General features: G+C 52.6%; 11 protein-coding genes and 1 tRNA gene. All 12 read left to right on the top strand.

Going from position 1 to position 12132, the window contains the following annotated elements:
• Positions 1–81 precede the first annotated feature (81 nt).
• Entirely contained in the window at positions 82–987 is a 906-nt protein-coding gene (locus tag MKO97_RS04895; protein ID WP_241104950.1) for a NifU family protein, read from the top strand.
• Positions 988–1198: 211 nt separating this feature from the next.
• Complete coding sequence (locus MKO97_RS04890; protein WP_241104949.1) at positions 1199–3205, top strand: thioredoxin domain-containing protein; 2007 nt, start codon at positions 1199–1201, stop codon at positions 3203–3205.
• A gap of 29 nt (positions 3206–3234) precedes the next feature.
• Positions 3235–5250 (top strand): CotH kinase family protein, encoded by a 2016-nt coding sequence (locus MKO97_RS04885; protein WP_241104948.1) that lies wholly within the window; start codon positions 3235–3237, stop codon positions 5248–5250.
• A 91-nt stretch (positions 5251–5341) separates the two neighbouring features.
• Positions 5342–5713: a hypothetical protein gene (locus tag MKO97_RS04880; RefSeq protein ID WP_241104947.1), complete on the top strand. Its 372-nt coding sequence runs from the start codon at positions 5342–5344 to the stop codon at positions 5711–5713.
• A gap of 70 nt (positions 5714–5783) precedes the next feature.
• A complete protein-coding gene (locus tag MKO97_RS04875; RefSeq protein WP_241104946.1) occupies positions 5784–6620 on the top strand; it encodes a mechanosensitive ion channel family protein in 837 nt (278 codons plus the stop codon).
• 59 nt (positions 6621–6679) lie between these two features.
• On the top strand, positions 6680–8524 hold the full coding sequence (locus tag MKO97_RS04870) for a T9SS type A sorting domain-containing protein (RefSeq protein ID WP_241104945.1): 1845 nt from the start codon (positions 6680–6682) through the stop codon (positions 8522–8524).
• 133 nt (positions 8525–8657) lie between these two features.
• A tRNA-Leu gene (locus MKO97_RS04865) sits at positions 8658–8739 on the top strand.
• A 184-nt stretch (positions 8740–8923) separates the two neighbouring features.
• Entirely contained in the window at positions 8924–10318 is a 1395-nt protein-coding gene (locus MKO97_RS04860) for a dipeptidase (RefSeq protein WP_241104944.1), read from the top strand.
• 4 nt (positions 10319–10322) lie between these two features.
• Positions 10323–10739, top strand: a complete 417-nt coding sequence (locus MKO97_RS04855; protein ID WP_241104943.1) for an energy transducer TonB — start codon at positions 10323–10325, stop codon at positions 10737–10739.
• Positions 10740–10793: 54 nt separating this feature from the next.
• Complete coding sequence (locus MKO97_RS04850) at positions 10794–11333, top strand: RNA polymerase sigma factor (protein WP_241104942.1); 540 nt, start codon at positions 10794–10796, stop codon at positions 11331–11333.
• On the top strand, positions 11330–11548 hold the full coding sequence (locus MKO97_RS04845) for a hypothetical protein (protein ID WP_241104941.1): 219 nt from the start codon (positions 11330–11332) through the stop codon (positions 11546–11548). Before MKO97_RS04850 ends, MKO97_RS04845 begins: the two co-directional genes overlap by 4 nt.
• 2 nt (positions 11549–11550) lie before the next feature.
• Entirely contained in the window at positions 11551–11958 is a 408-nt protein-coding gene (locus MKO97_RS04840) for a toxin-antitoxin system YwqK family antitoxin (RefSeq protein WP_241104940.1), read from the top strand.
• The last annotated feature ends 174 nt before the right edge of the window (positions 11959–12132 follow it).

The raw sequence follows: 12132 nt of genomic DNA, 5'->3' as shown, positions 1-12132 counted from the left end.
AATGTTATAGTTGAGATAAACAGCCAAATATAAAGAAACCCTAAATTTTGTTCGTTAAATTTGTAGGCTAAAACAAATTCCATGGAAAATGTTACAATAAAAACAACCCAAAACCCTGCTATACTGAAATTTGAGGTGAACAATCTCGTCGTAAAGGGCAAAGGATATGAATTCCGCAATATCGACGAAGCCACGTCCTCTCCCCTCGCCCGTCAACTGTTCTACCTTCCGTTTGTAAAAACGGTCTACATCTCACAGAATTTCGTCGCCATCGAACGCTATAACATCGTCGAATGGGACGACGTGCAGGAAGCCGTAGCCGAGCAAATCGACGCCTTCGTAGCCAAAGGCGGAACGGTGATCGAAGAGCCAGAAGAAGTCAAACCGTGGGAAAAGAAGGCGACCACCATCTACGGCGAAACCACACCCAACCCGGCCGTCCTCAAGTTCGTAGCCAACAGCCGCCTGACCGGCGTGGCCTGCGAGTTCCATAACATCGACCAGGCAAAAGCCTCGCCGCTCGCACAGGAACTGTTCAAAATTCCCAGCGTAAAAGAGGTATTCATCGACGAAAACTACGTATCTGTCACCAAATACGAGGCCTACGACTGGAACGACATCACGGTCGAAATCCGTTCGTTCATCCGCGACTTCATCCAGAACGGCGGGACGGTCGTCGACGAAAGCCTCCTGGCCCAAAGCGAGAAGACCCAAAAACAGAAAATCGAGCATTTCGACACGCTCGATACGACCTCGCAGCAGATCGTCAACATCCTCGAAGAGTACGTGAAACCCGCCGTTCAGGCCGATGGGGGCAACATCCTCTTCGACTCGTATGACCCGGCCGACAAGCGTGTCAAGGTCATCCTGCAAGGAGCCTGCAGCGGCTGTCCGTCGTCGACTTTCACCCTGAAAAGCGGCATCGAGAACATGCTCAAAGACATGCTCAAAGACGAACAGATTCGCGTCGAAGCGCTGAACGCATAAGCCAAAAAAACGTACCTTTAAGCGTCCGCCAAAACGGGCGCTTTTTTATTTTTTTGAAGCCCATCCGGCTGTTCGCTGCAAGCTTTGTCCCGCAAAACCGCTTTTGCATCCGGGCCTCCCGGCTTCCGTTGGTCGCCGTCGCCACCGGGCAAAATCGGGTTTTCCGGCCCAAAGGCTTTCCGCTGCCATCCGGGCTAGATACCTTCTCCCCATGAACGAACTGTCGAAAGAGACCAGCCCCTACCTCCTGCAACACGCACAAAACCCCGTCTACTGGAAAGCCTGGAACGATGAGGCCCTGGCATCCGCGAAAGCGCAACAGAAACTGCTCCTCATCAGCGTCGGTTATTCGGCCTGTCACTGGTGCCATGTCATGGAGCATGAGACCTTTGAAGACACTGCGGCAGCCGCCGTTATGAACGCCGATTTTGTGTGCATCAAGGTCGACCGCGAAGAACGTCCCGATGTCGATGCCGTTTACATGAAAGCCGTGCAGATCATGACGGGTCGGGGTGGCTGGCCCCTAAACGTCGTCGCGCTTCCCGACGGTAGGCCCGTGTGGGGCGGCACGTACTTCCGGAAGGAAGAATGGCTCGAATCATTGCAGCACCTAGCCCAGATGTGGCACACACAGCCCGATCGCATGACCGAGTATGCCGACAAACTCCTCGAAGCCGTCGATGCCCTGGCACTTCCCCTTAATCCGGCGCCGGAAGTCCCCGCCGCACTCGATCCCCTCGTCGCCAAATGGAAACGCAGTTTTGACCACGAATACGGCGGCATGGCACGGGCCCCGAAATTTATGATGCCTTGCAATTACCGGTTCCTCATGGCCTATGCAACCGCAAAATCCGATGCTTCCCTGGCCGATTTCGTCGACCTCACCCTGACACGCATGGCCTGGGGCGGTCTCTTCGACACGGTCGGCGGTGGCTTCTCGCGCTACTCGGTCGATATGCGTTGGCACGTCCCGCATTTTGAAAAGATGCTCTACGACAACGCACAACTGGTGTCGCTCTACGCCGAAGCCTTCCGCCGGACGGAATCACCTTTATACCGCGAGGTCATCGACAAAACCCTTTCGTTCGTTTCCCGCGAACTTGCCAACGGCGAGGGCGGCTTCTTCAGTGCGCTCGACGCCGACAGCCTGAATGCAGCGAGGAAAAGCGAGGAGGGCGCGTTCTACACCTGGACAAAACCCGAGCTGGAAGCCTGTCTCGGCGATGAAATGCCCCTTTTTTCGAAGGTATTCCACATAGACGATTTCGGCCACTGGGAACACGGGCAGTATGTCTTGATACAGGATCGGCCCCTCGCCGACATCGCCGCCGAGGCAGGACTCGAGGAAAAGGTACTGGCGACCCGCAAACGCCAGTGGGAGCAACGACTCTTTGAATGGCGGGAAAACCGTCAGCGACCGTCGCTCGACGACAAAACCCTCACCGGATGGAACGCGTTGATGATCCGTGGGTTTGCGGATGCCTTCCTCGCCACGGGCGTCACATCCTACCGGGAAAATGCGGAGCGGGCGGGTCGTTTTATCCTGTCAACACTATTGTCTCCTGAGGGTTCCCTCTGGCGTACCTACAAAAATGGTAAGGCTTCCGTTGGCGGCTTTCTGGAAGACTATGCGACGACCATCGACGCCTTCCTTGCGCTCTATAACGTGAGCTTTGATGCGTCGTGGCTGCACCACGCAAAAGCCCTCGCCGACGAAACTCTTGACCGCTTTTACGATACGACCTCCGGATTTTTCTCCTTTCGACCGCTTGCAGGCGATGTGCTGGTGGCCGGCCATTATGAAATCGAAGACAATGTCATCCCGGCTTCGAACTCCATCATGGCCGACAACCTGTTTCGATTGGGCGTCTATTTCGTTAACCCCCATTACCGAAAAGTCGCTGCGCGGATGCTAGCCGGTATCATCCCCGGAATCGATTACCCTTCCGCCTTTGCCAACTGGATGCGGCTGGAACTCCTCTCGGGCGACCAGACTATCGAACTGGCTATCATAGGCGAAGGCGCCATCAAAGCGGCCCGCAGGTTACAGTCGGAATGGCATCCACAGCTCGTCATCGCTGCTTCGGAAAAGGCGTCGAACCTGCCCTTTCTCAACGGGCGATTCGTCGAAAACCAACTGCAGTTTTATGTCTGCCAAAACAACACCTGTGGTTTACCGGTTGATAATCTGGAAGATGCACGAACACAATGGCGTTGATTTCGTAGCTTTGTCGGAAATGCCCCGTCATGCGACATCTTTTCGTTTCCTTTCTTCTTTGTTGCTCCCTCTGGACGTACGCGCAAGTACTGACGGAAAGCAACTTACCCATCGTATGGATTACGACAGACGGCGGACAGGAAATTCCGGATGAACCCAAGATTCCAGCCAGTATGAAGATCGTATACCGCGGGGCCGGGCAGACGACGTATGTTTCCGATGCGACTAACCCCGACTATATCGACTATAACGGCCGCATCGCGATTGAGGTGCGCGGTTCAAGTTCGCAGGCACTACCAAAAAAACAATACAGCTTTACCACCAAACTTCCGGATGATTCCGATGACCTTGACGCCGGCCTGCTGGGCATGCCCGAGGAAAGCGACTGGATTTTCAACGGCCTCGCGTTCGACCCGTCCCTCATCCGCGATTACCTGTCGTATAACCTGGCCCGCCAGTTGGGCGACTACGCCACACGCACCCAGTATTGCGAAATCATCCTGAACGGCGATTACATCGGGTTGTATGTGTTGCAGGAAAAAATCAAGGCCGACTCCAATCGGGTCAACGTCATAAAGATATCATCGTCAAGCAATACGCTGCCGAATCTCTCGGGTGGCTACATCACCAAGGCCGACAAAACCACGGGAGGCGATCCGGTAGCCTGGTCGATGCAGTCGTCGATTCCCGGCGAGTGGGTTGATTTCATACACGAACTTCCGAAACCCGAGAATGTGACCGCCGAGCAAGACGCGTACATCCATTCCCAATTCACGTATTTACAGGCCGTGTCAAATAGCACGTCCATTACTACAGGCTATCCATCGGTCATCGATGTTCCGTCGTTCATCGATTACATGATCCTGGCGGAACTGGCGAGCAACGCCGATTCGTATCAGCTCAGTACGTACTTCCACAAAGACCGCAACGGGAAGCTGAGGGCCGGGCCCATTTGGGACTATAACCTTACCTACGGCAACGACTTGTTTTTATGGGGTTACGACCGCAGTCATTACGATGTCTGGCAGTTTGGTAACGGCGACAACCAGGGCGCTTCGTTCTGGCAGACGTTGTTCAATAACCCTACCTATAAGTGCTACTTTGCCCGGCGTTGGGGCGAATTGACGCAACCGAACGGCCCGTTGCATCCCGACCAACTCGATGCATTTATCGATGACATCGTGGCCGAGATTTCGGATGCCGCGGCGCGTGAAGAGGGGCGATGGGGTACCGTTCCTGACCTTTTGGGGGAAATCGACAACATGAAAGGCTGGCTGTCCGACCGTATCAATTGGATCTCGGCGCAACTGCCGGCTACGACACCGTGCAGCAATGTTGTACTGCCTTCCCTGGTTATCAACCGCATCCATTACCATCCTGATACCAATTCGACGTATCCTAACAGCGACGACCAGGAATTTCTCTCCATCCGGAATACGGGCACCACAACCGTGAACCTGACGGGGATTTACTTCCGCGGAACGGGTTTCGTCTACCAATTTCCGGCCAACCAAACGCTGGCCGCGGGCGCCACAGTGTATCTTGCCAGCAAGCCGGCGGTTTTCCAAATTAAATATGGTTTTGCACCCTACGGGTCGTTCACGCGCAACCTTTCTAACAGCGACAAAGACCTCATTTTAGCCGATGCCTTTGGGAATGTCATCGATGAAGTACATTATTACGATTCCGCCCCCTGGCCGGATGCCGATGGCAATGGCAGCTACCTCCGCCTGGTCAACGACAGTTACGACAACGCCCTCGCGTCGAGTTGGGAAGCAGTGAGCGACGCAACCCTTGGGGTAGAAACCGAAGCGATGGCGGTCTACACGGTAACACCCAATCCGGCACACGATTTCGTCACGGTAACGACGTCGCTGCCGGTGCAGGAACTGGCCCTCTATGATTTGTCAGGACGGCTGATCCGCGAGTGGAAACCCACTTCCACCGAAGCGGTATTGGATGTGTCGGGATTGTCATCGGGCGTATACCTCCTGACAGGAAAAGCCGGCGCCACCGTCGTCCGCTCACGCGTCATCATCGAATAACGCGATTTTTTTAACAGAATATTAGCCGTGACGCGATGCGGGAACCGGGCCTTTTGGCGTACCTTAGAGTGTAGAACCAATCGCTACACCTATGGGAATCCTTTCTTTTTTCCGTACTCTTCTTGGCGGCACACCCGAATCAAAGCCTTCTACCGCGACAAAAACCCGCGACAAAAAGAAGGCGGCCGATGAAGTCGCCGAGATTACCGCCCGGACGCGCCAACAGATTAAGTCCACTTCAATGCGTCATGCTTCGAAGAAAACGAACGAAACGCGTGAGGAAGACCCGAAGGAGACCGTCTCCCCACCAAAGCCCAAAAAGCGCAAGCCAACGCCAGCCCGTAAGACGGATCCGGCTGCAAAGGTAGACACATCGGCCACGTCCACTGCGCGGAAACCCAAGCCAAGAAAGCGGAAACCCAAACCGACCAACCCATCTGACGACACGGTATCAGGCTCGTGATTTAAGAACCTGTTCACGCTTTCCAACCTCCTAAAATCATACCTTTGCGTTCCAAAAAAGAAGGCATTCTATGATAAACGACCTTATTCCGGGTCCGGACTTATTGTCGCGTTACACCGACCGTTTACTTATTTTTTTTGAGGATTATGTGCCCCGCGTTTTGTCGGCGCTCATTGTCTTATTCATCGGGCTTTACGTCATCCGGATCGTGAACCGTTTGGTACGCCGTGTGATGGTGAAGCGCGACCTTGATCCGACCCTTTCGCGTTTCTTTGCCGACATCCTGCTGTGGGCCTTACGAATACTCCTTTTTGTTACGTTTATTTCGAAACTCGGGGTCGAAACCTCGTCATTCGTAGCGATTTTGGGCGCCGCCGGACTCGCAGTCGGACTCTCGTTGCAGGGGTCGCTCTCCAATTTTGCGGGGGGTATGCTCATCATCATGTTCAAACCGTTCCGCGTGGGTGATACGATTGAAGCCCAGGGCGTAACCGGAACCGTGTTGGAAATCCAGATTTTCGTCACAAAACTCGTAACCGGTAACAACCAAACGATTTTTGTGCCGAATGGCGCGCTGTCGAACGGCACGATCATCAACTTCTCGATGGGCGGGACACGACGGGCGGAACTGCTGTTTTCCATCGCGTATGATGCCGACCTTAAACTGGTAAAAGACCTCATCTATTCGATATTGGAACAAAATACGCGGGTACTCAAAGACCCGGCGCCGGCGGTGGTCGTCACGGAACTGCTGGACAATGCCGTACGCCTCGCCATCCGGCCATGGGCGAAGAACGAGGACTACGGTTTGATGGTATCGGAAGTACTGGAGCGCATCAAAACTGCGTTGCATGACGCCGGTATCGATACGCAGCCTTTTGTAAAGGAAGCATCGAAACAAAAATAACCCCCTGACGGTTAATGCAGTAAGATTTTGATACCTTTGGGAACCTATATCCCCCTAACATGCGAATCTTTACCTTTTTACTGCTGATCTTATTTGGTAGCAGTGTACAAACTATTTCTGCCCAGACGATAGTAGAAGTTACCGACACGTCCCTTACAAACGTTTCTTATCACCAAATCAGTTTCGCTACACCCACAAAATTGGTGTTTACCAATCTGACCAGTGTTAGCGGTAATGTCTATTTTCATCAGAACAGTAACCTGGTTGCTGTCGAATTTCCAGCACTCACCTCAGTGGGCGGATACCTGTATTTTCATCAGAACACCGCATTGACGGAAATAAATCTTCCCCAATTGCAGGAGGCCGGAGGCTATTTTTACGTCCACAGCAACACCGCCCTTGCTGAAATCCATAGTCCGATGCTCACATCGGTCGGGGGTTACATTCATGTTGCGGGTAATACGGCATTGAACACCCTTGACATGTGTAATGTGACCGCCATCGGTGAGGGCTACACCGTTACGGGTAATCCATTGCTTCCACCGGGCCCACCCTGTTTCGTGCAGACGGCGCCTACCTCTCTTTCTCTAAGTTCAAACACGATAGCAGAGAACCAACCGTTAAATACCCTGGTAGGCCAACTTTCCGTTAACAGTAATTACGTCGGAGGTGCCATTACCTATGAAATCGTGGATTCCGATTATCCGGCGCCTTTTTATATTTCCGGCAACCAACTTTACAGTGCACGCCCGTTTGACCATGAGTCGCAACCCTCGTTCACTATCAGCGTAAAAGCCACCAATCCGCAGTATCAGGGCATAAGCACTTCTTTTACTATTACCGTCACAGACGTTGTTGCCGAACCAATCCAGACCATTGTCATTGACGACGCGACCGCCGAAAACGTCTATTACCACATGACCGCCTACACCCAGCCTACCAAACTGGTGTTCCAAAATTTGGTTTCGGTTTCCGGCAATATCTATTTCCATAAAACGACCAACATCGTAGCCGTCGAATTCCCGGTGTTGCAATCAGTAGGCGGATACGTCTATTTCCATCAAAATGCCAGCATGGAAGACATTGATTTTCCCGTGTTGCAGGAAACGGGGAATTACCTGTACTTCTACGATAATGACAAAGCGAACCGGTTCAGTGCGCCGCAACTTACCACCGCGTCAGGATACGTATTTTTCAGTGGGAATGATGCGTTGACAATACTGGAGTTATGTTCGCTCGAGACCATCACGCAGGCCGACGAATGGAGCACTCCGTATTACTACTTATCCAACAACCCGATGCTGGATGAAGCCACGCTTTGTTTCGACCAGACAGAGATAACATATGAACCTTTAACGGTGCCTACCATGGTTCCGGGCGGAATGGTTATCGGCACCTTCATGGCCGACACCTCCGATCCGGTGACGTATGTGTTTACCGACAACCAGGCAACGACGTCCGCAAACGGGCTTTTTTCCATTGTCGGCAACCAGTTGCTTTTTACGGGAAGTCCCTCCGAATTCGCTACGCTTCTGGTGTCACTGTCCGTATCGGCGTACCGCACCTCCGGTCTGACCACATTATCGGTGAACTCCCAACCCGGACTGACCGAGCGAAAAGACCTTATCATCTCGGTGGATGCTACTACCTATTTGTCTGTAATCCCCGTTGTTACCGAAGCCGAACGGCTTTTCCCCAACCCCGCTTCGAACCGATTTGAGATACAGGGTGTGGCGGCGGACGAATCGGTTACCATCAGCGACATGACGGGCAGGGTTGTTTTATCCCGGCGTCTTTCATCGAATGGGATGGACATTTCCGGGCTTTCCAACGGAACCTACATCGTATCGGGTAACACGATGAGCGGCAAGGCGTTCCAATTGAAGTTGGTCGTAAAGCAGTAAATTTCGAGCGCCGATGATGGGATCGTTTTGTCGCGTATTGCCTGTCATGTACTCTTTGAAACGGCGCGTTCGAAAAAAATAGAAGGCGTTTCCTTTGCAAACGGGGGAAGTATCCTTATATTTGCGCCTCCAAGCGGGCGTGGTGAAATTGGTAGACACGCCAGACTTAGGATCTGGTGCCTTACGGTGTGTAGGTTCGAGTCCTATCGCCCGCACGAAAAGCTTCCCAAACGGGAGGCTTTTTTTATTTCCGAATCTGACGAGGATCGAAGCACGTCCTTCTACGCATTATCTCATTTTCTAATCATCTAATTATCTCATTCGCTAATCCGCTAATTGGCTCATTCGCTAATTCCCCATCTCTCCCTTTTTCGTACATTTGGGTCAAACCTAACCCTGATGCACACGATTAAATCTTACGTAGCGGAACACAAAGACCGTTTTATAGAAGAACTGATTTCGATTTTGAGAATACCGTCGGTCAGCGCCGACAGCGCCTACTCACAGGATGTCATTGATATGGCCGAAGCCGTTCGCAAAAGCCTTGTCGAGGCCGGTTGCGATGTGGTGGAAGTCTGCGAAACACCCGGCTATCCCATCGTGTATGGTGAAAAGACAATTGACCCGAATTTACCGACTGTGTTGGTATACGGACATTACGACGTGCAGCCACCCGATCCGATCGACCTCTGGACTTCCCCGCCTTTCGAGCCGGTGATCAAAAAAACGGAATTGCACCCCGATGGCGCGATCTTCGCCCGCGGCGCCTGCGACGACAAGGGCCAGATGTATATGCACGTGAAGGCGTTTGAATATATGATGCGAAACAACGCCCTTCCCTGCAACGTCAAATTCATGATTGAGGGCGAGGAGGAAGTCGGATCGAAGAGCCTTGGCTGGTTTGTAGAGCGCAATCAGGACAAACTGAAATGCGACGTCATCCTGATTTCGGATACGGGGATGATCTCGAACCAACAGCCGTCGATCACGACCGGTTTGCGCGGACTCAGCTATGTTGAGGTGGAAGTGACGGGGCCGAACCGCGACCTGCACTCCGGACTTTACGGTGGCGCGGTGGCCAACCCCATCAACGTGCTGGCAAAAATGATTGCCTCGCTGCATGACGAAAACAACCATATCACCATTCCGGGTTTTTACGATAAGGTAGAGGAATTATCAAGGGCAGAACGCGACGAAATGGCCAAGGCGCCGTTCTCGCTGGATGCCTACAAAAAGGCGTTGGATATTGACGACATATACGGAGAGAAAGGCTATGTGACGAACGAACGCAACTCGATCCGACCAACGCTGGATGTCAACGGCATCTGGGGCGGCTATACGGGCGAAGGTGCCAAGACCGTCATTGCTTCGAAAGCCTATGCCAAGATTTCCATGCGCCTCGTGCCCCACCAGGATTGGGAAGAGATTACCGAACTGTTTACACGCCACTTCGAAAGCATCGCGCCAGCCGGTGTGCGGGTAAAAGTGACACCGCACCACGGGGGCCAGGGTTATGTGACGCCGATTGACAGCATCGGTTACCAGGCCGCGAACAAGGCGTATACGGAAACGTTCGGTGTGCCGGCCATCCCAGTGCGTTCGGGCGGCAGTATTCCGATCGTGGCACTGTTTGAGAAAGAGTTGAAAAGCAAGACCATTTTGATGGGATTCGGACTTGACAGCGACGCCATCCACTCGCCGAACGAACATTTCGGGATTTTCAATTACCTGAAAGGAATTGAGACGATTCCGTTGTTTTACAAGTATTTCACGGAGTTGGCAAGCGGTCAATAAGCCTGTGAAACGCTTTTTTACGGCTTGTGGGCTCGGCTTATGGCTGCTGTCGGCAACGGCCTCAGCACAGGAAACGGACAAGCAGGATGTATATGAAACGGCTCCGGAGTCGACACCGGAGTTTCCCGGAGGTACGAAGGCTTTCTATGATTTCGTACGTAAGAACTTCCGGATTCCGGAAGAGGCAGATACCCTTTCGGTGAAACTATTCGTCACCTTTGTGGTCGAGAAGGATGGATCGACGACGGACGTGCGCGTGAAAGGAAGTCCTTTAGCCTCATTGGACCAGGCGGTACTGGATTTGCTGGCAAAATCGCCCAAATGGAAACCCGCCAAACAGAACGGACGGCCTGTACGGGTGCAGTATGCTTTTCCCCTTGTATTGACGGCCCCTAAAGAAGAACCAACATCAAAAGAATAACGGTCATACAACCTTTGCCTTCCTTACACGCATCGCATCCGAAAAGTCCCGTTCATGTCTGAAAAAGACCTCATCTCCGGATGCCTGCGCCAGGATCCGCTTTCACAGCACCAGCTTTATAAGCTGTATGGTGCGCGTGTGCTGGGTATCTGCAAACGCTATATGAAGGATCGGGAGCGGGCCGAGGAAATGGCGATGAATACCTTTGTGACGGTCTTCGCGAAAATCGGCCAGTTTAAAGGTGATGGTAATTTTTCGGGATGGATCCTGAAGATTGCGGTAAACCATTGCCTGATGGAGTTGCGAAAGAAAAACCCGTTCCGCTTCGGGGCTGAGATCGAAGATGTACATGTTTCGGTGGACTCGGCGGTGATGCGGGATTTTGAAATGGATGACGTATCGAAGATGTTGTTGGTATTGCCCGAAGGTGCGCGATTGGTGTTCAACCTGTTCGCAATTGAAGGGTATAAGCACCACGAAATTGCCGAAATGCTGAACATATCGGAAGGCACGTCGAAATCGCAACTGAACTATGCAAAGGAAAAGTTGAAAAAGTTATTGGCAGAGGCCCAATCCAAAAAAATGCAGCCATGAACGATAAGGAACTCTTCGAACTCTTCAAAGCGAAAAGTGCCGGTTTCGATGAGACACCGTCGGACGAACTGTGGCAGAAGATCCGGCGAAAATCGGTCAGGCGGCCGTGGTTCCGACCGCAGTCGTCGCGGCTGTTCCTGATTGTCTTATTGCTATTGGTCATTGTGATAGTGGCAGTATGCATGACCATCTTCTTTTTCGAACGACATTCCTAACTATGAGATACACCGCATTTCTTTTTCTGCTATTGCTAGTGGCATGTGCCCCGAACCGGACGGTCAACGGCCAACGGGAAGGCCGCTGGAAAGAAGTTTACGCTGACGACAAACAGCGCTACAAAAGCGTGGGGCGCTATCGCCATGGCGACGAGGTAAAACGCTGGCGGCACTACACCAATGGGAAACTCTTTAAAATAGAACGCTACCGCGACTCGGTGTGTGATGTAACGTTCTATCATCCGAACGGAAAAGTCGCGTCGAAAGGTGTGACCCGCGTGGTCGTGACCGACAAAGAGCGGCATTGGTTCTATTCGGGCGACTGGACGTATTTTGACGAACAGGGCACTCCCATCCTGATCCGGACGTATAAGGAAGGTAATCTGCTGAGCGAAAAGCCACTCCCGTAACGACGGCAGTCGAAAGAAGAAGGGGTTGCGTTAGCGGGCGGCCGCGGTATCCCCGACCCGACGCAGGAGGGCGGGATAAAGCAGAGCACGCGACCCGGCGGAGGCATTGAAAGGGAAGAACGGACGCGATGCCGGGGAACGCCCAAAAAAAATTACACCAAAAAATACTGTTTT

The organism is Flavobacterium sp. HJ-32-4 (genome assembly GCF_022532105.1).
Taxonomy (GTDB): domain Bacteria; phylum Bacteroidota; class Bacteroidia; order Flavobacteriales; family Flavobacteriaceae; genus Flavobacterium.
Note: the sequence above shows the minus strand (reverse complement) of the source record. Positions and strands in the feature narration are given on the sequence as shown.

Excerpts from the sequence above, each read along its gene's own strand:
- MKO97_RS04875 (WP_241104946.1), top strand. The coding sequence starts at position 5,784 with ATGATAAACGACCTTATTCCGGGTCCGGACTTATTGTCGCGTTACACC.
- MKO97_RS04880 (WP_241104947.1), top strand. The coding sequence starts at position 5,342 with ATGGGAATCCTTTCTTTTTTCCGTACTCTTCTTGGCGGCACACCCGAA.
- MKO97_RS04870 (WP_241104945.1), top strand. The coding sequence starts at position 6,680 with ATGCGAATCTTTACCTTTTTACTGCTGATCTTATTTGGTAGCAGTGTA.
- MKO97_RS04895 (WP_241104950.1), top strand. The coding sequence starts at position 82 with ATGGAAAATGTTACAATAAAAACAACCCAAAACCCTGCTATACTGAAA.
- MKO97_RS04850 (WP_241104942.1), top strand. The coding sequence starts at position 10,794 with ATGTCTGAAAAAGACCTCATCTCCGGATGCCTGCGCCAGGATCCGCTT.
- MKO97_RS04840 (WP_241104940.1), top strand. The coding sequence starts at position 11,551 with ATGAGATACACCGCATTTCTTTTTCTGCTATTGCTAGTGGCATGTGCC.
- MKO97_RS04890 (WP_241104949.1), top strand. The coding sequence starts at position 1,199 with ATGAACGAACTGTCGAAAGAGACCAGCCCCTACCTCCTGCAACACGCA.
- MKO97_RS04860 (WP_241104944.1), top strand. The coding sequence starts at position 8,924 with ATGCACACGATTAAATCTTACGTAGCGGAACACAAAGACCGTTTTATA.
- MKO97_RS04885 (WP_241104948.1), top strand. The coding sequence starts at position 3,235 with ATGCGACATCTTTTCGTTTCCTTTCTTCTTTGTTGCTCCCTCTGGACG.
- MKO97_RS04845 (WP_241104941.1), top strand. The coding sequence starts at position 11,330 with ATGAACGATAAGGAACTCTTCGAACTCTTCAAAGCGAAAAGTGCCGGT.